This window comes from Phytomonospora endophytica, assembly GCF_014202425.1.
GTDB classification, from domain to species: Bacteria; Actinomycetota; Actinomycetes; order Mycobacteriales; family Micromonosporaceae; genus Phytomonospora; species Phytomonospora endophytica.
Genome location: NZ_JACHGT010000001.1, coordinates 405930 through 424515, shown reverse-complemented (window position 1 = coordinate 424515; position 18586 = coordinate 405930). Strand labels below are relative to the sequence as shown.

The 18586-nt window shown below is 71.0% G+C and carries 20 protein-coding genes and 1 pseudogene; 5 read left to right on the top strand and 16 right to left on the bottom strand.

Annotated elements, in window-relative coordinates; translation table 11 throughout:
- Window positions 1–54 precede the first annotated feature (54 nt).
- The 6 genes from HNR73_RS01730 to HNR73_RS01705 all read right to left on the bottom strand — a co-directional run bounded on the left by HNR73_RS01730 (window position 55) and on the right by HNR73_RS01705 (window position 5750).
- Window positions 55–1209, bottom strand: a complete 1155-nt coding sequence (locus tag HNR73_RS01730) for a phosphatidate cytidylyltransferase (RefSeq protein ID WP_184785398.1) — start codon at window positions 1207–1209, stop codon at window positions 55–57.
- Window positions 1209–1766, bottom strand: coding sequence for a ribosome recycling factor (frr, locus tag HNR73_RS01725; RefSeq protein WP_184785397.1), 558 nt, complete (start codon window positions 1764–1766; stop codon window positions 1209–1211). The genes HNR73_RS01730 and frr overlap by 1 nt, the downstream gene beginning before the upstream one ends.
- 102 nt (window positions 1767–1868) lie before the next feature.
- On the bottom strand, window positions 1869–2600 hold the full coding sequence (gene pyrH / locus HNR73_RS01720) for a UMP kinase (protein ID WP_184785396.1): 732 nt from the start codon (window positions 2598–2600) through the stop codon (window positions 1869–1871).
- 141 nt (window positions 2601–2741) lie between these two features.
- Window positions 2742–3554 carry a translation elongation factor Ts gene (gene tsf / locus HNR73_RS01715; protein ID WP_184785395.1) on the bottom strand — a complete coding sequence of 271 codons (813 nt, stop codon included), beginning with the start codon at window positions 3552–3554 and terminating at the stop codon, window positions 2742–2744.
- A gap of 137 nt (window positions 3555–3691) precedes the next feature.
- Window positions 3692–4612 (bottom strand): 30S ribosomal protein S2, encoded by a 921-nt coding sequence (gene rpsB, locus HNR73_RS01710; protein ID WP_184785394.1) that lies wholly within the window; start codon window positions 4610–4612, stop codon window positions 3692–3694.
- A 271-nt stretch (window positions 4613–4883) separates the two neighbouring features.
- Window positions 4884–5750, bottom strand: coding sequence for a hypothetical protein (locus HNR73_RS01705; RefSeq protein ID WP_184785393.1), 867 nt, complete (start codon window positions 5748–5750; stop codon window positions 4884–4886).
- A 244-nt stretch (window positions 5751–5994) separates the two neighbouring features.
- Here HNR73_RS01705 and HNR73_RS01700 point away from each other — a divergent pair.
- Window positions 5995–6453: pseudogene (locus tag HNR73_RS01700) on the top strand (murein hydrolase activator EnvC family protein); the annotation flags it as partial.
- A 129-nt stretch (window positions 6454–6582) separates the two neighbouring features.
- Here the strand turns inward: HNR73_RS01700 and HNR73_RS01695 are convergent.
- Complete coding sequence (locus tag HNR73_RS01695) at window positions 6583–7749, bottom strand: aminotransferase class V-fold PLP-dependent enzyme (RefSeq protein ID WP_184785392.1); 1167 nt, start codon at window positions 7747–7749, stop codon at window positions 6583–6585.
- Window positions 7750–7768: 19 nt separating this feature from the next.
- On the bottom strand, window positions 7769–8656 hold the full coding sequence (locus HNR73_RS01690; protein ID WP_184785721.1) for a tyrosine recombinase XerC: 888 nt from the start codon (window positions 8654–8656) through the stop codon (window positions 7769–7771).
- Window positions 8657–8877: 221 nt separating this feature from the next.
- Here HNR73_RS01690 and HNR73_RS01685 point away from each other — a divergent pair, with 221 nt between their 5' ends.
- The 4 genes from HNR73_RS01685 to HNR73_RS01670 are packed head-to-tail and all read left to right on the top strand — an operon-like array spanning window position 8878 to window position 12152.
- On the top strand, window positions 8878–9249 hold the full coding sequence (locus tag HNR73_RS01685) for a YraN family protein (RefSeq protein WP_184785391.1): 372 nt from the start codon (window positions 8878–8880) through the stop codon (window positions 9247–9249).
- Window positions 9249–10772, top strand: coding sequence for a YifB family Mg chelatase-like AAA ATPase (locus HNR73_RS01680; protein WP_184785390.1), 1524 nt, complete (start codon window positions 9249–9251; stop codon window positions 10770–10772). Before HNR73_RS01685 ends, HNR73_RS01680 begins: the two co-directional genes overlap by 1 nt.
- Before the next feature lie 29 nt (window positions 10773–10801).
- Window positions 10802–12004: a DNA-processing protein DprA gene (gene dprA, locus HNR73_RS01675; protein WP_184785389.1), complete on the top strand. Its 1203-nt coding sequence runs from the start codon at window positions 10802–10804 to the stop codon at window positions 12002–12004.
- 10 nt (window positions 12005–12014) lie between these two features.
- Complete coding sequence (locus tag HNR73_RS01670; protein ID WP_184785388.1) at window positions 12015–12152, top strand: hypothetical protein; 138 nt, start codon at window positions 12015–12017, stop codon at window positions 12150–12152.
- Between the two features lie 1404 nt (window positions 12153–13556).
- Here HNR73_RS01670 and HNR73_RS01665 read toward each other — a convergent pair.
- The 8 genes from HNR73_RS01665 to rimM all read right to left on the bottom strand — a co-directional run bounded on the left by HNR73_RS01665 (window position 13557) and on the right by rimM (window position 18586).
- Window positions 13557–13859 (bottom strand): DUF2469 domain-containing protein, encoded by a 303-nt coding sequence (locus HNR73_RS01665; protein ID WP_184785387.1) that lies wholly within the window; start codon window positions 13857–13859, stop codon window positions 13557–13559.
- Window positions 13856–14569: a ribonuclease HII gene (locus tag HNR73_RS01660; protein WP_184785386.1), complete on the bottom strand. Its 714-nt coding sequence runs from the start codon at window positions 14567–14569 to the stop codon at window positions 13856–13858. The genes HNR73_RS01665 and HNR73_RS01660 overlap by 4 nt, the downstream gene beginning before the upstream one ends.
- Window positions 14566–15021 (bottom strand): NUDIX hydrolase, encoded by a 456-nt coding sequence (locus HNR73_RS01655; RefSeq protein WP_239122094.1) that lies wholly within the window; start codon window positions 15019–15021, stop codon window positions 14566–14568. The genes HNR73_RS01660 and HNR73_RS01655 overlap by 4 nt, the downstream gene beginning before the upstream one ends.
- An 11-nt stretch (window positions 15022–15032) precedes the next feature.
- Window positions 15033–15722: a signal peptidase I gene (gene lepB, locus HNR73_RS01650; RefSeq protein WP_184785719.1), complete on the bottom strand. Its 690-nt coding sequence runs from the start codon at window positions 15720–15722 to the stop codon at window positions 15033–15035.
- A gap of 12 nt (window positions 15723–15734) precedes the next feature.
- Window positions 15735–16661, bottom strand: coding sequence for a signal peptidase I (lepB, locus tag HNR73_RS01645; RefSeq protein ID WP_184785385.1), 927 nt, complete (start codon window positions 16659–16661; stop codon window positions 15735–15737).
- A gap of 150 nt (window positions 16662–16811) precedes the next feature.
- Window positions 16812–17168, bottom strand: a complete 357-nt coding sequence (rplS, locus tag HNR73_RS01640; protein WP_184785384.1) for a 50S ribosomal protein L19 — start codon at window positions 17166–17168, stop codon at window positions 16812–16814.
- A 123-nt stretch (window positions 17169–17291) separates the two neighbouring features.
- Window positions 17292–18053 (bottom strand): tRNA (guanosine(37)-N1)-methyltransferase TrmD, encoded by a 762-nt coding sequence (gene trmD, locus HNR73_RS01635; RefSeq protein ID WP_184785718.1) that lies wholly within the window; start codon window positions 18051–18053, stop codon window positions 17292–17294.
- A 26-nt stretch (window positions 18054–18079) separates the two neighbouring features.
- Window positions 18080–18586 (bottom strand): ribosome maturation factor RimM, encoded by a 507-nt coding sequence (rimM, locus tag HNR73_RS01630; protein WP_203686116.1) that lies wholly within the window; start codon window positions 18584–18586, stop codon window positions 18080–18082.

Here is an 18586-nt window from a genome sequence, read left to right as displayed (position 1 = left end):
TCACTAGCCAGTCTCCCACGTCCGCCCACCTACGTACGCACAGGCGGGCGGACGTCACGCGGGAGGAGCCAAGGCCGTCAGCAACACCACAGCCGTCGGTGCCGCCAAAAGGATCGAGTCGAGCCGGTCCATGAGGCCGCCGTGACCGGGGATCAGGCCGCTCATGTCCTTCACCCCGAGGTCGCGCTTGATCATCGACTCGGTGAGGTCGCCGACCGTCGCCGTGACCGTGATCGCCAGCCCGAACAGCGCGCCCTTCCACCAGCTCACGTCGAAGACGAAGAACAGCATCAGGGCGCCGCCGACGGCACAGGCCAGGATCGAACCGCCCATGCCCTCCCAGGACTTCTTCGGGCTCACCTTCGGCGCCATCGGGTGCTTCCCGAACAGCACGCCGGCGATGTAGCCGCCCGTGTCACTGAGCACGACGAGCCCGAGCACGACGATGACACGCGCGGCACCGTCCTCGGGCACGGCCAGAAGCACCGCGAAACCCGCCAGGAACGGCACGTAGACCGCGACCAGCGTCGAGGCGAGCATGTCCCCCAGATAGCCCTCGGGGCCGTCGGCGAGGCGCCAGGCCATCACGACGACGAGCGTGAGCCCGAGACCGAGAACCAGGTTCTCCGCTCCCCCGAACCACGCCATCGCCGTCATGCCGACGCCGCCGGCGAGCAGAGGGGCCAGCGGGACCTTGTGCCGCACGGACATCGCCCGCACGAGCTCCCAGATCCCGACGGCGGCCGCGGCCGCCACCACGACCAGGAACGCCGGCCGGTAGATCAGCAGCGAGGCGAGAACGACGGCGCCGAGGCCCAGTCCCGTCCCGATCGCCATGGGCAGGTTCCGGCCCGCGCGGGAGGCCGGCGGGGGCGCCTGCTCCCGCTCGGGTTCCGGCTCACCGAAGTCACGGGGGTCGCGCGGGTCCCGAGGGGCACGGGGATCCCCCGGCGGGCCCGCGGGCGGGTACGGAGGCTCCGGAGGGTAGGGCGGCCCACCGTGGGGCGCCTGGTAGCGCTCGTCGTAGCGCTCGTCGCGCGGACGGGCGTACGGGGAGTCGCCGTGCGGCGCGTCCCGGCGGCGGCCGTCCCCGTAGGGGGGTTCGTCGCGGCGGCCACCGTAGGCGGGGTCCCCGGGCTCGGGGGCGTGGCGACGCCCCCGAGGACGCCCGCGGTCGTCGCCGAAGGGGGACAGGTCCTGTTGGCCCATCAGACTTCGAGCAGCTCGGATTCTTTGTGCGCAAGCATCTCGTCGACCTGCTTGACGAATTTCTGGGTCAGGTCGTCGAGTTCCTTCTCGGCACGGCGGCCCTCGTCCTCGCCGACCTCGCCGTCGCGGACGAGGCGGTCGAGTTCGTCCTTGCCCTTGCGGCGGATGTTGCGGATGGTCACCTTGGACTCTTCGCCCTTGTGCCGCGCGACCTTGATCATCTCGCGGCGGCGCTCCTCGGTCATCTGCGGCATGTTGAGCCGCAGCTGCCCGCCCTCGTTGTTCGGGTTGACGCCGAGGTCGGAGTCGCGCAGGGCGCGCTCGATCGCCGACGTCTGGGAGGCGTCGTAGGGCTTGATGATGACCATGCGGGGCTCGGGCACCCCGATGGAGGCCATCTGCGGGAGGGCCGTGGGCGTGCCGTAGTACTCAATGAAGATCTTGGAGAACATCGCGGCACTGGCTCGTCCGGTGCGGATGGCGCCGAACTCCTCCTTGGCGTGCTCGATCGCCTTCTCCATCTTCTCCTCGGCTTCGAGGAGCGTCTCGTCGATCACCTTGGTGTCGCCTCCTGTCACTGCGAGCCGACTGGTCCGGCACGCGGCCGGTGTTCGTCGGGCGGTTGGGCGGTGCTCGTCTTGGGTGAAACCGTGCGTGGGTCAGCTCTCAGAGGTGATGAGGGTTCCGATCCTCTCACCACTGAGGGCCCGCGCGATGGTGTCCTCCCCTTCGGCTCCGAAGACGACCATCGGGAGCTTATTTTCCTTGCACAGACTGAAGGCCGCCGCGTCGGCCACCTTGATGTCGCGGCGCAGGGCCTCTTCGAAGGTGAGCTGGTCGAGCCGCTCGGCGGTGGGGTCGGTGCGGGGGTCGGCGGTGTAGACCGCGTCGACGCCGTTCTTGCTCATCAGCACCGCGTCGGCCTTGATCTCCAGCGCGCGCTGGACCGAGACGGTGTCCGTGGAGAAGTAGGGCATGCCCGCGCCGGCGCCGAAGATGACGACGCGGCCCTTCTCCAGGTGCCGCATGGCGCGGCGGGGGATGTAGGCCTCGGCGACCTGGGCCATGGTGATGGCGGTCTGCACGCGCGTGTCGACACCGCGCTTCTCCAGGAAGTCCTGGAGGGCGAGGCAGTTCATGACCGTGCCGAGCATGCCCATGTAGTCGGCGCGGGCGCGCTCCATGCCGCGGGCCTGGAGTTCGGCGCCGCGGAAGAAGTTCCCGCCGCCCATGACGACCGCGATCTGGGAGCCCCCGGCACTGGCCTTGGCGATCTGCGCGGCGATGCCGGCGACCACGTCGGGGTCGACGCCGACGGCGCCGCCGCCGAAGACCTCACCGGACAGTTTCAGCACGACCCGGCGGTAGCGGTGGCTCGTGTTCTCGGTCATGACACTCTCCCTGTGCTGCTCGACGGGCCGACGCTACTGCGCCGGCCGGTGCACACGAACGTGGAGGCCGCGGGTGTGCTTCCACCTGCGACCTCCACGTTCGGTTGCTGTTCCGGCTGCTCGATCCGCGACCGGCGGCCGTTAGGCCTGGCCGACCTCGAAGCGGGCGAACGCGGCGACCGTGGTGTTCTGCGCGTCGAGGACCTGCTTGACCGACTGCTTCGGCTCCTTGACCGAAGGCTGCTCCAGGAGCACGAAGTCCTTGAAGAACGCGTTGACGCGGCCCTCGGTGATCTTCGTGATCGCCTGCTCGGGCTTGCCTTCCTCGCGGGCGGTCTCCTCGGCGACGCGGCGCTCGTTCTCGACCTGGTCGGCCGGAACCTCGTCGCGGGTCAGCCACTTGGGACGCATCGCGGCGGCCTGCATGCCGACCTGGCGCGCGGCGTCGGCGTCGCCCTCGAACTGGACCAGGACGCCGACCTGCGGCGGGAGGTCCTCGGCCTTGCGGTGCATGTAGACCGCGACCTCGCCGTCGAGGACGGCGAAGCGGTTCAGGACCAGCTTCTCGCCGATCTTGGCCGACTCCTCCTCGACGAGGGTGGCGACGGTCTTGCCGTTGAGCTCGGAGTTGAGCAGCGCGTCCACGTCGGCGGGCTTGGTGGCCGCGACGTGCTCGACGAGCGCCTGGGCGAACTCGACGAAGGCGCCGTTCTTGGCGACGAAGTCGGTCTCGCAGTTGAGTTCGAGGAGCGCGTTGCCGGACTGGGCGACCAGACCGTTGGCCGCCGTGCGGCCGGCGCGCTTGCCGACGTCCTTCGCGCCCTTGATGCGCAGAAGTTCGACGGCCTTGTCGAAGTCGCCGTCGGTCTCGGTGAGCGCCTTCTTGACGTCCATCATGCCGGAGCCGGTGAGTTCGCGGAGCTTCTTGATGTCCGCGGCGGTGAAGTTGGCCATTGTTGCTCTCCACTTGTGGTGCCCGGGTCGCCCCTGAACGCCCGGGCGAAGTTCAGCTGGGTAGTGCCGCAGCCGCGCCTGGGCGCGGTTGTTCCCCGGGGCGCCGCTGCGGCGGAACGCCCCGGGGATCGAAGTCCTTAGGACTCGGTGGTGCCGGTGGTCTCTTCGGCGGGCTTCTCGGCGCCGGCGGTCTCCTCGGCGGCGGCCTCGACGGCCTCGGCGACCGGCTCGGTCGGCGCGGGGGCCTCGGCGACGGCCTCGACGGCGGCCTCGACCTTGGCGTCACCCTCCAGGAGCTCGCGCTCCCACTCGGCGAGCGGCTCGGTGGTGGTCGTGCCACCCTCCGGCTTCTCCTCGCCGCGGGCGGCGCCGGCGCGGGCGATGAGGCCCTCGGCGACGGCGTCGGCCATGACCCGGGTGAGCAGCGCGGCCGAACGGATCGCGTCGTCGTTGCCCGGGATCGGGAAGTCGACCTCGTCGGGGTCGCAGTTGGTGTCGAGGATCGCGACGACCGGGATGTTCAGCTTCCGGGCCTCGTCGACCGCGATGTGCTCCTTCTTGGTGTCGACGACCCAGATCGCCGACGGGAGCTTGCCCATGTCGCGCAGGCCACCGAGGGTGCGGGAGAGCTTGTCCTTCTCGCGCATCAGGGTGAGCAGCTCGCGCTTGGTGCGGCCCTGCGTCTCGCCGGACTGCTCAAGGGCTTCGAGCTCCTTGAGGCGCTGGGTGCGCTTGTAGATGGTCTGGAAGTTCGTGAGCATGCCGCCGAGCCAGCGGTAGTTCACGAAGGGCATCCCGACGCGCGCGGCCTGCTCGGCGATGGCCTCCTGGGCCTGCTTCTTGGTGCCGACGAACAGGATGTGACCGCCCTCGGCGACCATGTTCTTGATGAAGTCGTGGGCCTTCGCGATGTAGTCGAGCGTCTGGCGAAGGTCGATGATGTAGATGCCGTTGCGCTCGGTGAAGATGTAGCGCTTCATCTTCGGGTTCCAGCGACGGGTCTGGTGTCCGAAGTGGACGCCGCTTTCGAGCAGCTGGCGAATGGTCACTGCTGGCATGTCTGCCAGTCCTTTCCTCACGCAGGGTCGTAGCTTTCGACCCTGCTCCCTGGTTGTGTGCGATGGCCTGAGCCATCTCCTGGTGCCCGGTCGGTGGCCGTGTTGGACCCGTCGCAACGGGACCAGGGAGGCCGCCGCCCGCATCCCGGGAAGATCCGGGTAAGACGCGGGAAGGCACGCGAAGTCGGTCACATGGGTGACCGCCGGTTGACCAGTGTACGGCACTTGGCGCGAGGTCCCCGGCGGGCTCCCGCCGGGGACCCCGCCGCGCTCAGGCCGCCGCCCCCGCCGCGAGCAGCAGGACCAGTCCGGTCACGAGGTAGATGTAGGGCGGGCGGAGGATCGCGCTCATCTCGCGTCCGCCGATGCGCGGGCCGCTGCCGAGGAGCGGGATGAGCCCGGCGCCGACGAGGGGGATCCCGGCGAGCATCAGGATCCCGGCGACGACGCCGGAGGGGCTGAAGCCGTCCCCGGCGAACAGCGAGCGCGCGAGGACGACCGCGGCCGGGATCATCGCGAGCGCCGAGACGACCGCGACGAGGAGGACGACGGCGGGGCGCTTCTTGCGGTAGACGCCTTCGAAGATCTCCATGGGGGCGTCCGGGCGGCGGTTGACCGGCTCGGTGCGGCGCTCGGGGCCCCGGGGCATGGAGGGGTAGGCCTGAGTGGGCGGGTCGATGGGAGGCCGCGGCATACCGGGCGGGGGCGGCGGGACCGACGGCATGGCGGACGCCGGAGGCGGCGGGGGTGCGACGCGGGGGGCGCCGGAGACGGGCTCGGCGGGCGGGAAGGGGCCGCGGCGGGGCTCGTCGAAGGTCGGCGGGAGCGGGCCGCGCGGTTCGGGAACGGCGGGGCGGGCCGGCGCGAGCGGGCCGCGCGGTTCACCACCGGCGAGGGCGGCGAGCTCCGGGTCGACGACCTGAGGCTCGGGCATGTGCCTGGCGGGTTCGGGTTCGGGGGCCTCGCCGCCGAGTTGCCACTGTTCGGCCTGGGTGCTGGCGCTGTCCGGGTCGTGACGTGGCGCCGGGGTGTCGGTCCACTCGGACGCGCGGCGGCCCGACGACGTGGTGGGCTCCCACAGGGACCCGGCGTCGGCCGGGTTCACGGGTTCGGGGTAGTTGCGCTGATGTTCGGCCACGGTCCGGGAGAGTAGGGCACGGCGGCGCCACCGCGCCAGCGGCGGATACGACATGTGCGGATATGCGCCTGGAAGTTCCGGGCGAACGCTGAAGTGGGTGGGGTCTCGACCGCGCTCGGCCACCCAGGTCGGTGCCTCGTCACCTGGTGGGCATGCCGGATCGGTTATCCACAACCGGTGAGTAATCCACAGGGGCCGTGGATCGGCGGTGGTGCTTTCATCCGGCCTGCCCGATCGTGGACGTATGCCTCCCGTAATGCACCCATCTCGCCTCCTGTCCGCTTCCGTCGCGGTCGTACTGTTCGCGGCGGTCCTGGTTCTGCTGCCCCGGGGTGCGCCACCGGCCGAAGCCGCTCTGTCCGATGCCGGGCGGTCTTCCGTGGCGTTTCCTTCCGCGCCCGCCCGCCTCTCCTGGCCGCTCGACCCGCCGGTCCGGGTGGTGGGCCGTTTCCAGCGGCCGCCTTCGGACTGGGCGGCCGGTCACCGGGGCGTCGACCTGGCGTCGGCGCCCGGGGCGGTCGTGCGCGCCGCCGCCGACGGGGTGGTGCGCTTCGCCGGAGCGGTCGGCGGGAGGAAGGTCGTCAGCGTCGGCCACACCCCGCTGGTCCGGACCACCTATGAGCCGCTGGTGCCGTCCGTGCGGGCCGGGGAGGCGGTTTCGCGCGGGCAGGTCATCGCGCGGCTGGTGGCCGGGCACGCGGGCTGTCCGGCCGCGGCGTGCCTGCACTGGGGTCTGATCCGCGGCGGCGAGTACCTCGATCCGCTCGCCGCCGTCGGGACGGGGAGGGTGCGTCTGCTGCCCCGTCCCGAGCGGCGGGCCTGCCGCTGTGGGTCAGGTGAGCGAGTGCAGGAGCGCCGGGAGGCGGTCGGCGAGCCGCTCGTAGTCGGCGGGGGTGTTGTAGATCTGGGCGGCGACGCGCATGGTGCCGGTCCCGCCGAAGGAGTTGACGGTGAGCTCGGTGCGCAGTTCGTCGCGGACCGCCTGCTCGATCCTGGCGCACTTCTCCTGGGTGTCGCCGACTCCCTCGGGGAGGAAGACGAGCCGCATGGCGAGTTCGCTGGGCCCGGCGTCGGGGGTCTCCACGTTGAGGGCCTTGGAGAGGACCGAGAGGCCGTAGTGGGCGAGGCGCCGGTTGTGGGCGGCGACGAGTTCGGGGCCGAGGTCGTCGAGGAGTTCGACACCGGCGGGCGCGGCGAGGTAGTTGGTCCAGTCGTCGGTGCCGTTGTACTCGACGGCGACGGGGTAGCCGGCCTCGTTCTCCCAGGAGATGACGAGGGGCCGGATCCGGTCCTTCCATTCGGGGGCGACGGTCAGCAGCGCGCTCCCCCGTGGCGCGAAGGCCCACTTGTGGAGGTTGCCGACCCAGAAGTCGGCGCCGAGGGCGGTGACGTCGGCCGGGATGTGGCCGGGCACGTGGGCCGCGTCGACAAGCAGCGGGACACCGCGTGAACGGAGTTCGGCGGCGATCCGGGCGATGGGGAAGAGCCGCGCGGTGGCCGAGGTGATGTGGTCGCAGATGACCAGCCGGGTGCGGTCGGTGACCTGCGCGAGGATCCCGTCGACGACCTCGTCGTCGGTGGGGATGAGCGGCATGTCGGCGACCTTGTGGACGACTCCGGCCGGGGCGTAGGCGTCGACGTTGAAGCCGATGGCGCCGTAACCGTGGATCGTGGTGACGACCTCGTCGCCACTGCGCAGGCCGAGGGAGTGCAGGACGACCGCGGAGCCGGTGGTCACGTTGGTGACGAAGGCGGTGAGCTCGGGGTCGGCGCCGACGAGCCCGGCGACGGCGTGGCGTGCGGCGGTAACGCGCCGGACGCGGGACTTGAAGAAGCCGCGGGGGTCGTGCTCCAGCTCGTCGGTGATCAGCCGGCGGCGGTTGCGGACGGTGAGGGGCACCGCTCCGACCGAGCCGTGGTTGAGGTTGGTGAAGGTGGGGTCGAGCCCGAAGAGACTGGCGCCGCCGGGGACCGGTGCGGGCACGGAGGGGAGGGACATCTGGCTCCTGACACGCTGATCAGGCCCGCGGATGTGCCTGGGTGAAGGCTTCCCGCAGGCGTTCGGCCGACACATGGGTGTAGATCTGTGTCGTACTGATCGTGGCATGACCGAGCAGTTCCTGGACCGAACGGAGATCAGCGCCACCTTCGAGCATGTGGGTGGCCGTGCTGTGCCGGACGCCGTGCGGGGTCGTGTGCGCGAGCCCTGCGGCGAGGGCGGCGCCGCGGACGATGCGGCGCACGATGGTCGGGTGGAGGCGGCCGCCCCGCGCGCCGAGGAACAGGGCGGGTTCGTCGGCGTCGCCGCGCAGGTGGAGGCGGCCCGCGGCGAGATAGTCGTCGAGGGCGTCCTGGGCGGGGACGCCGTAGGGGACCTTGCGTTCCTTGTCACCTTTGCCGATGACGCGCAGGAGGCGCCGGCCGGCGTCGATGTCGGCGATGTTGAGCCCGCACAGCTCCGAGACGCGGATGCCCGAGGCGTAGAGGAGTTCGAGGACCGCGCGATCACGCAGGCCGAGGGCGGACTCGTCGGTGACTGGCGTCTCGACGAGGTCGGTGGCCTGTTCGGTGCGCAGGACGGTCGGCGCGGTGCGGCGCACGCGCGGGACGCCGAGGCGGATGCCGGCGTCCTCTTCGGCGAGCCCGGTGCGCTGCGCCCATGAGGTGAAGGTGCGGGCCGCCGCGGCCCTTCTGGCGACGGTCGCGCGGGCGACGCCGGCCCGGCGCAGCTGTGCCAGCCATCCGCGCAGCATCTCCAGGTCGAGGTCTCCCACGCCGCGCGCGCCGGCGCGGAAGGCGTGGTCGAGCAGGGACACGATGTCGCCGGTATAGGCGCGGACCGTGTGCTCCGAACGCCTGCGCACGTCGGCCAGGTGCGCGGCGAAACCCGCCACCGCCTCACGCATGGCGTTGGGAAGTTTCTCTCGTGCCTGTTGGAGATCGACTCGTCGCCGTGCGCTCACGGTGTCGACCTTCGTCCTATGGAGCCCGTTCTGTCAAGCGGTCGCGCCGTAACACCGAGTTATCCACAACCGGTGAGTTGTCCACAGGCTCGGCCGGGGAGTGCTTGAAAGGCGGGCTCCGAGCACTGAATCTTGAGGGACCGCATTCGCCCAAGGGGAGACAGATGAGGACGAGTCAGCTGGAGAAGGATCAACTCGGCCGTTACGGGGAGGAGATCGCCGCGCGGCACCTGAGCGAGGACGGTCTGCGCGTACTGGACCGGAACTGGCGCTGTGGGGAAGGCGAGCTGGACATCGTGGCCCGCGACGGGCCGGGGACGCTGGTGTTCTGCGAGGTGAAGACCCGGCGCTCGCTGCGGCACGGCACGCCCATCGAGGCCGTCGACGAGGAGAAGTCGCGGCGGCTGCGCCGCCTGGCCGCGCGCTGGCTCAAGGCGCACCCGACCCGTGCGGACCGGCTCCGCTTCGACGTGATCGGCATCGTCGTGTCGCGGGACGGTCCGCTCCGGCTCAGCCACCGCCGGGAGGTGCTCTGATGGGGTACGCGCGGATCACCGCCGTCGGGCTGGTGGGCGTGACGGGTCACCTGGTGACCGTTGAGGCGCACGTCGACCGCGGGCAGGCGCGGGTGGTGCTGTCGGGGCTGCCCGACGCGGTCCTCGGGCAGGCGCGCGACCGCGTCCGCTCCGCCCTGGTGAACTCCGGGTTCCACTGGCCCGACCAGCGCATCGCCATCAACCTGCTCCCCGCCTCCCTGCCGAAGCACGGGTCCAGCTTCGACCTGGCGATCGCGCTGGTGCTGCTCGTGGCCAGCGGGCAGCTCCCGCCGCCGCTGATCGACGGGATCGTCCCCATCGGCGAGCTCGGCCTCGACGGGCGCCTCAGGCCCGTGCCGGGGGTGCTCCCGGCCTTGATGGCGGCGCGGGAGTCGCGGTTGCGGGCGGCGGTCGTCGCGCCGGGGAACCTGCGTGAGGCGGCGCTGGTGTCCGGGCTGACCGTGCACGGCTCGCCGGACCTGCGGCGGCTCACCGCCGGGCTGGCCGGTCAGGGCGAGATGCTGCCGGTGCCGGAGCTCGACGCGGAGTCGGAGGACCATTCGCCCGACCTCGCCGACGTGGTCGGGCAGGACGCGGCCAAGCGGGCACTGGAGATCTCGGCGGCGGGCGGGCACAACCTGATGCTGCTCGGCCCGCCCGGGGTCGGGAAGACCATGCTCGCCGAGCGCCTGCCGCCGCTGCTGCCGCGCCTGGACGACGCCTCGGCGATGGAGGTGACCGCGATCCACTCGATCGCCGGGCAGTTCGAGAAGCGGGCCGCGCTGTTGCGCAGGGCGCCCTTCCAGGCGCCGCACCACTCGGCGTCGATGCCCGCGCTCGTCGGCGGCGGCTCGGGCGTGCCTCGGCCGGGAGCGCTGTCGCTGGCGCACTGCGGGGTGTTGTTCCTCGACGAGCTGCCCGAGTTCCGCAGGGACGTGATCGACGCGCTGCGCCAGCCACTGGAGTCGGGGATCATCAACATCCACCGCTCGGCGGCCGTCGTCCGCTTCCCCGCGCGCGTGCTGCTGATGCTGGCGGCGAACCCGTGCCCGTGCGCGGCCCCCAAACCGGCCGACTGCGAATGCTCGGCCATGGCCCGCGGACGCTACCGCGCCAAGCTCAAAGGGCCGCTGATGGACCGCGTCGACCTGCACGTGCGGCTCCAGCCGGTCGGGCGTTCGGCGCTCCTGGGCGACGAACCGGCGCCGGAGGACTCCAGGGCCGTCGCCGAACGTGTCAGCAGGGCGCGGGAGGCGGCGGCGGCGCGCTGGGAGAGCGCAGGGTGCGGACGCATCCCCAACTCCCAGGTCGCCGGTGCCCGGCTGCGGGCCCGGCCGTGGCGTCTGCCGAGCACGGTCCTCGGCGTCGCCGACTGGATGCTCGACTCCGGCCGGCTCAGCGCCCGCGGTTACGACCGGGTGCAGCGCCTCGCCTGGTCGATCGCCGACCTCGCGGGCCGGGACCGCCCCGACGAGAACGACCTCGGCGAGGCCGTCGAACTGCGCCTGGGACACAAGGTCTGACCGCCGCTTCTCACCTTTAAGGACGTGCCATGACCGCTGACCTGCCCCGTCTGATCCGCGTGCTGCTGACCGCCCTCCTCGAACCGGGGGTGGGCATGGCCCACGAGCTGCTCGCCGAGCACTCCCCCGAGGAGATCGCCGGGCGCTTCCGGGAGCGCGGTCTGCCCGCCGCGCTGAACCGCCTCGCCGGCAACCGCCTCGCCGGCCGCGACCCGCTCGACCTGGCCGCCGGGATCCTCGCCGACACGGTGAGCGCCGGGGCGCGCGTCATCATCCCTGGTGACGAGGAGTGGCCGTCCCGCCTGGACGATCTCGCCGCCCTCGGCGCCGGGCCCGGCTCGCACGGTCCGCCGCTGTGCCTGTGGGCGCGCGGGCCGCTGAACCTGCGGGAGACCCTGGAGGAGTCGGCGTCGATCGTGGGCGCGCGGGACTCCACGGCCTATGGCGACAGCATGGCCCGCGAGCTGGCCTTCGGTCTCGCCGACCGCGACTGGGCCGTCGTCTCGGGTGGCGCCTTCGGCATCGACACGGCCGCGCATCGCGGGGCCCTCGCCGCCGACGGGCCGACCGTCGCGATCCTCGCCTGCGGGGTCGACCACGTCTACCCGGCCCGCAATGAGCTGCTCTTCGCCGCGATCGCCGAGCGCGGCCTGATCCTGAGCGAATGGCCGCCGGGCGCCCTGCCGCTTCGGCATCGCTTCCTGATCCGGAACCGTCTCATCGCCGCCGCGACACTCGGGACCGTCGTGGTGGAGGCGCAGATCCGCAGCGGCGCGCGCAACACCGCCCGGCACGCCGTCGAACTCGACCGCCAGCTCATGATCGTGCCCGGCGAGGCGACGTCCCCGCAGAGCGTGGGGGTGCACCAGCTCGCCCGCGAGCCGGGTGGGGCGCGCATCGTGACCCGGGCGGCGGAGATCATCGAGGATCTGGGCCGCCTCGGCGCGGACCTGGCCGAACCTCTCAGCGCCCCCGACACCGCCCTCGACCGTCTCGACGAGGTCTCCTCGCGGATCCTGGACGCCGTGCCCCGCCGCACGGCGGCCATGCCCGCCCACATCGCCGCCCAGGCGGGCGTACCCCTCAAGGCGATCCTGAAGACTCTGCCGACCCTCCACCGCGCCGGCCTCATCGAAGAAGCGGACGGCCGCTTCCGCCAAACCAGGGCGGCCATCAGGCCGACACCGGTGGACGGACGCGACATGAGCCGCCGAGGCCGCATGGGCCGCTGAGGCGACGACGGTGGCGTTGGTCGTGCCGGAACCGTTGAGCCGGCCGCCGGAGACGACGAGCTTCCCGTCGGCCGCCGAGTACGCCGAACCGGCCGGCGACAGCGGCATGTCCGGCAGAGCCGTCCACGCGTCGGCCGCGGGGTCGTAGGCGTACGACCGGGCCAGAGCATTCGCTTCCCGACAGCCGCGAAACAAGGCGGGGACGAAGACGAAGACGAAGGGAGCGTGAGCATCGAGGGCCGGTGACGGCGCACCAGGTGACGCTTCGCTCCCGTCAGCCCCGGCGGCGCGCATCTCTTTGCCGATGCGTGGGGGGCGGCGGCGCCAGAGCATTCGCCTCCCGACAGCCGCGACACGGAGATGAAGACGCCTTGAGTCCGCCCGCCCGGGTGGCGGCGTCTCTCCGTGCATGCGTGCAAGCAAGCGGCGGCATGGAACCGCACGGCTCGGGCTGACCCGGACTGTCGAGAGGCGCCCTCGTGGCTGCGGAGCCGGAGACGCGAACCGCACGAGGAGGACGGATGGACGGTCGAGCCACGCCCCTCGCCGCCTCTGAGGCGAAAGCGAGGAGATGCGTCCCGCCGGGCCGGCGGGACGCATCTCCTCGCGGAACACGCACGGGAGAAGCGACACGGAACCACACGGATCACGCTGACCCGAGCGATCGAGCCACACCCTCGCGACTGCGAGACAGGAACGCGAGCCGCGCGCGAAGGACGGACTCGGGAACACCACGGCCCCGGCCGAACCGGGACCGTCGAGCCACACCGCCAAGACCGCCACTATCACCGTCTCCGCCGCCGAGCCGGAAACTCGAACGGCGGAGAACCGATCGGCCCGAAACAGCCGGGCACCCTCGGCCCGAGCTGCGGACAACCTCACGGCGGCGGCCGAACCGAAGCGAGGTGCTGCGGGCCCGCTCCCGCCGCCGACACGGACGCGCCCAAGTCGCCGGCCGGGTGAGGCCGTCAAAGCGCAACGAAGCCACGGGCGCGCGTGACCGTTGCTGGCGCGATGGGACGGGCACGATCGGACGGGGACGGGCACGGACACGTGTCACCGTCACAGGCCCCGTGTGGCCGTCGCGGACACGTGCCGCCCGGCACAACCGCCACCGCCACCGCCACGGGCGCCCGCGCGAGGTGGCCCTTGCGCACGCACGCGGTTCCTACAGGCCCGAAGTGCCCATCGCGGGCACCGGGCGGCCGTCCCTGTGCGATGTAGCCACCACGCCGCCACGGGCGCGCGTGACCCTCACGGACCCATCTGCCCGCACGACCACATCCAGCCACCGCAAGCCCGAAGCCGCCCGCACGACACCCCACGGCCCGCCAGCAGACGAGGCCAACCCGGCGACCCCTGCACGAGGCCCAGTCCCCGGAGCTCAGGCCGCATTCTCGTCCTGGGCTCCGGGGAACCCGTCGGCCTTTCCGTGCTCGCGCGGCTCGCGCGAGGGGGAAGCCTTGTCGCCGCCGTGCGACGGCACGGCGGAGCCGAAGCGAGCCGAGTCCTGCCGGACTCCACTCTTCCGCCGCGGCCGCCGTCACCCGCCTTAAGGCAGGGTGATGTCCGGTTTGTCCAGCTCTTCCACGTTCACGTCCTTGAAGGTCATGACCCGCACGTTCTTCACGAACCGTGCCGGGCGGTACATGTCCCAGACCCAGGCGTCGCGCATCTCGACCTCGAAGAAGACTTCGCCGTCGGTGTTGCGGACGTGCATCTCAACGTGATTGGCGAGATAGAACCGTCGCTCGGTCTCCACCACATAGGAGAACTGGCGGACTATGTCGCGGTACTCCCGATAGAGCTGCAGCTCCATCTCGGTCTCGTACTTTTCGAGATCCTCAGCGCTCATGTCGCGGCCTCCACCCCGTCATTGTCACCCATGACCGGCTCGGCGGGCATCGCAGGCTGCCGCGACACTCCCGCGTTCCTGACATTCGCGTACGAAAGCCGGTGCGCCACGCACGGACCGTAGGCGGCCAGCGCCTCCTGGTGGCCCGCGGTGACATATCCCTTGTGCGCGTCGAACCCGTATCGGGGGAACTTCACGTGCCAGTCGTCCATCAATCTGTCTCTTGTCACCTTCGCCAGGACACTCGCCGCGGCGATGCAGGCGGCGACCTGGTCGCCCTTCCACACGGCCAGACCAGGCACGGAGAGCCCGTCGACGGCGAAGCCGTCGGTGAGCACGTAACCCGGCGCGACGGAGAGCCTGGCGAGAGCCCTGCGCATGCCAGTGAGGTTGCACACGTGCAGCCCTCTCTTGTCGACCTCCTCCTGCGGGATCACCACCACCGAATAGGCGACGGCCCGCGCGACGACCTCGACGTAGGCCTCCTCGCGCGCGGCGGGAGTCAGCAGCTTCGAGTCGGCGAGACCGGGCACGCGTCCTCGCTTGCCGGGCGGCAGGATCGCCGCGGCCACCACGAGCGGCCCGGCGCAGGCCCCACGACCGGCCTCGTCGGCTCCGGCGACGACATTGAAGCCGCGCCGCCGGAGCGCGTCCTCGAACGTGTACAGGTCACCGTCGCGCCGGATGACGGTGCGGGGAATGGTGATCACAGGACCTCACGCAGGATTCTGCTCAACTCGGGCGGGTAGATCACCTCGGCCGTCTCTTCGAGCTCGGCCGGGCTCCACCATCGGTGCTCGTCCATCGTGGTCCGCTCGATCGGCTCGAAACCGGCCGTGTCGACCTCCCACGACTCGACCCGCGCCAGGAAGAACCAGTGCCGCTGCCGGTAGGCGCGCCCGTCGAAGTCGAACTCGGCGACCTCCTCGAACACCGGACCGGCCAGCTCGCCGGCCGACAGGATCAGGCCGGTCTCCTCGAAGAGCTCGCGGAGGGCGGCGGCGCGGGCGTCCTCGCCCTCGTCGAAGCCGCCGCCGGGGGTGAACCAGTACTTGTCCGCGGGCGACAGCGGGTCGCAGCCGCGGAACAGCAGGACGCGGCCCTCACCGTTGACGAGCAGGACCCTCCCGGCGAGCCGGTTCACCACCTCGGCAGAAGTCACGGGAACCGACCCTACGTCGGTCCCGGCACGTCGGCAAAGGTGCCGGGAATCGACAGCCAGCGCCAGCGGTCGAGCGGCCAGATGATCACGAAGGCCTTCCCGATGACGGCGTCCACCGCGATCGTGGACCGCTCGATGCTCTCGAAGCGGATGAAGTTCTCCCGCGAGTCCCCCGACGCCGAACGGTGGTCACCCATGACCCACAAGCGGCCCTCGGGCACGACGATGTCGAACTTGTTGGCGCTCGGGGCGTCCTGCACGCCGTCGTCGTTGGTGTACAGGTACTCGGTCTCGTCGAGCGCCACACCGTTGACGGTGATCTTGCCGTTGTCGCAGCAGATGATGTGGTCACCGCCGATGCCGATGACCCGCTTGATGAAGTCCTCTTCGTTGGGGTCACTGCGCCAGTCGTTCGGCGCGGTGAAGACGATGACCTCGCCGCGCTCGGGTTCCCGGAAGTCGTAGACCAGCTTGTTGACCAGCACGCGGTCCTGCAGGTCGAGGGTGTGCTCCATCGACCCCGACGGGATCCAGAAGGACTGCAGGACGAAGGTCCGCACGAGCAACGCGACGACGATCGCCACGCCCAGCAGGATCGGCAGTTCCTTCCAGAACGAGCCGCGCTTCTTCTTGTCCTCGTCCTTGGACGACGGCGCGGGATCCTCGGCGGGCGGCTCGGTCTTCGGCTGCTCTTCTTCAATCACACGCGGAGTCTACGCATTGAACCTGAAACGTGGTGCCGGGAACACGGCCGTCAAAAGGATCGGCGCGAACACGGGAAGTCCGCCTCCACCGCCGTCGAGGGCGACCGGCGCCGAACCGCCCTGGCCGCCGCCCGGATCGGGCACGTCGGCGAAGGTCGGCGGGACGGGCAGCGAATGCCATCTGTCGATCGGCCAGCCGACCGCGATCGCGCGCCCGATGACGTTGTCCATCGGCACGAATCCCTGGCAGCGCGAGTCCTGCGACCTGCCGCGATGGTCCCCCATCACGAACAACTGGCCCTCGGGGACGAGGACGGGACCGAAATCGCGGGTGCGGCAGTCGTTGGTCTGCGCGCCGCCCTCGGCGAGCGGCGAATCCTCGTAGAGGTACGCCGACTCGTCAAGCGGGAAACCGTTGACGGTGACCTTGCCGTCGGCGTCACAGCACATCACGGTGTCACCGGGCCGGCCTATCACCCGTTTGATGAAGTCCTTCTCGCCCGGCTGCCCGATCCCGACGAGGTCGGCCAGTCCCCCGCCGATGCGGCTGAGCAGTCCGGCTTTCGGGTCGGACTGGAACTCCGGGGCCCAGCGGTCGTTGCCGCGAAAGACGATCACCTCGCCGCGCTGGGGCGTGCGGACCTGGTAGACGACCTTCGACACCAGGACCCGGTCGCCTTCGGTGAGGGTCTGCTCCATCGAGGCTGAGGGGATACCGAAGGCCTGCAGGAAGAAGGTGCGGATCAGCACGGCCACGCAGAACGCGACCAGCAGCAGCAGCGGCAGTTCCTTCCACAGCGGCATCTCCCGGCGCGTCGCCGTGCCCTGGGCGAGCCTCCGGCGGCGCTTGGCGTTCGCCGACTCGCGACGGCCCGCGGCGGCGGGCCGCTCGGTCACGTCGGGGACCGCTTCGGTGCCGGGCGCTTCGCCGTCCATGGGTCCCTCCGGGTGGGCGTGACGCGCGGGTGCGCGCGTCGCCATCCTTCACGAGCCGTCAAGCCCGGGGCAACACGGGCGGGCACACGCCGACGCGGGCCCGCCGTGAGGCGGACCCGCGTCGGGGAAATCCGGTGGGGCGCTGCCGCCTTAGTTGGCGGGACGCTCGCGCAGCTCCTTGATCTTCGCCTTCTTGCCGCGAAGCTCACGGAGGTAGTACAGCTTGGCGCGACGCACGTCACCGCGGGTCTCGACCTCGATCCGGTCGATGACCGGAGAGTTCAGCGGGAAGGTGCGCTCGACGCCGATGCCGAAGCTGACCTTGCGGATGGTGAAGGTCTCGCGCAGGCCGGAACCCTGGCGGGCGATCACGATGCCCTTGAAGATCTGGACGCGGGAACGGTTTCCCTCGACGACCCGCACGTGCACCTTGAGCGTGTCACCGGCACGGAAATCCGGGATGTCCGCCCGTACCGAAGCGGCGTCCAGAAGGTCCAGCGTGTTCATGGCGAATAATCCTCGAAGCTCAAGGCGCGCACGCGCCTAATGAAAGTCTGATGACTGGTGTCGGCGGCCGAAGTCGGGTGAGACACCGCGGGAGCGGCCGAAGCAACCGCTCGATACTACACGTTACGCAGGGCCGACCTCGAACCCGGCCCCTTCCAACGTCGCCCGATCGTGCTTGTCGAACTCACCGACCGGCGTCGCCGCCAGCAGATCCGGCCTGGTCCGCGCGGTTCGCAGCAGGGCCTGATCGCGCTTCCACCGCACGATCTTCGCATGGTGCCCCGAGACGAGAACCTCGGGTACCTCATGTCCGCGCCACTCGGCGGGCTTGGTGTACAGCGGCGCTTCGAGCAGGCCCGTGGTGTGGGACTCCTCGACGATCGACTCGGCGTTGCCGAGGACACCCGGGACGAGCCTGGTGACCGCCTCGGCGATGACCAGGACGGCGACCTCACCACCGAAGAGCACGTAGTCCCCGAGCGACACCTCGGTCACCGGCATCCGCGTCGCCGCGTGCTCGATGACCCGCTGGTCGATGCCCTCGTACCGGCCGCAGGCGAACATCAGCCACGGCTCGGTGCTCAGCTGCTCGGCCATGCGCTGCGTGAACGGCACACCCGCCGGGCTGGGCACCAGCAGGTGCGGCACCGGGCCCTCGGCCGGCGCGAGCGCGTCGAAGGCCTCGCCCCACGGCTCAGGGCGCATGATCATGCCCGGACCGCCGCCGTACGGGCTGTCGTCGACGGTGCGGTGGACGTCGTGCGTCCATTCGCGCAACTGGTGCACGCGCACATCGAGCCGGCCGCGTTTGCGGGCGCGGCCGATCAGGGACAGGTCGAGCGCCTGGAGGTACTCGGGGAAGACGGTGACGACGTCGATCCGCATGGCGGGGTCGTCGGGAAGGCGGTCGTTCACAGGTCGAGCAGGCCCTCGGGAGGGTCCACCACGATCCGGCCACCGGGCACGTCGACCTCGGGGACCATCTCCTTGATGAACGGAATGTAGGCGGGGTTGGTGCCCTTGCGCTTCACGACGAGCATGTCGTGCGCCGCCCCGTGATCGATGCGGGTGAGTTCGCCCACGTGCTCGCCCTCGGTCGTCACCACGGCCAGACCCCACAGGTCATGGTCGCGGAACTCGTCGGGGTCCTCGGGGGCGGACATCTCCTCGCTGTCGAAGCACAGCAGGACACCGCGCATCTCGTCGGCACGGGCACGGTCGCCGACTTCCTCGAAGGTCATCAGCAGGCGGCCCTGATGCGGACGGATGCCCGTGGTGGTGAGCGGACCGGCCGCCGCCGGGTCGGTGATGTACACCTTCCCGACGGCGAACCGCAGGTCGGGCTCGTCGGTGCGGATCTCGACGACGAGCTCGCCCCGAACGCCATGTGGCCGGATGATCCGGCCGACAGCAAGCAG

Coding starts and splice junctions, on each gene's coding strand:
- HNR73_RS01730 (WP_184785398.1), bottom strand. CDS start 1,209: ATGGGCCAACAGGACCTGTCCCCCTTCGGCGACGACCGCGGGCGTCCT.
- pyrH (WP_184785396.1), bottom strand. CDS start 2,600: ATGACCGAGAACACGAGCCACCGCTACCGCCGGGTCGTGCTGAAACTG.
- tsf (WP_184785395.1), bottom strand. CDS start 3,554: ATGGCCAACTTCACCGCCGCGGACATCAAGAAGCTCCGCGAACTCACC.
- rpsB (WP_184785394.1), bottom strand. CDS start 4,612: ATGCCAGCAGTGACCATTCGCCAGCTGCTCGAAAGCGGCGTCCACTTC.
- HNR73_RS01695 (WP_184785392.1), bottom strand. CDS start 7,749: ATGTCCCTCCCCTCCGTGCCCGCACCGGTCCCCGGCGGCGCCAGTCTC.
- HNR73_RS01690 (WP_184785721.1), bottom strand. CDS start 8,656: ATGCGTGAGGCGGTGGCGGGTTTCGCCGCGCACCTGGCCGACGTGCGC.
- HNR73_RS01685 (WP_184785391.1), top strand. CDS start 8,878: ATGAGGACGAGTCAGCTGGAGAAGGATCAACTCGGCCGTTACGGGGAG.
- HNR73_RS01680 (WP_184785390.1), top strand. CDS start 9,249: ATGGGGTACGCGCGGATCACCGCCGTCGGGCTGGTGGGCGTGACGGGT.
- dprA (WP_184785389.1), top strand. CDS start 10,802: ATGACCGCTGACCTGCCCCGTCTGATCCGCGTGCTGCTGACCGCCCTC.
- HNR73_RS01665 (WP_184785387.1), bottom strand. CDS start 13,859: ATGAGCGCTGAGGATCTCGAAAAGTACGAGACCGAGATGGAGCTGCAG.
- lepB (WP_184785385.1), bottom strand. CDS start 16,661: ATGGACGGCGAAGCGCCCGGCACCGAAGCGGTCCCCGACGTGACCGAG.
- rplS (WP_184785384.1), bottom strand. CDS start 17,168: ATGAACACGCTGGACCTTCTGGACGCCGCTTCGGTACGGGCGGACATC.
- trmD (WP_184785718.1), bottom strand. CDS start 18,053: ATGCGGATCGACGTCGTCACCGTCTTCCCCGAGTACCTCCAGGCGCTC.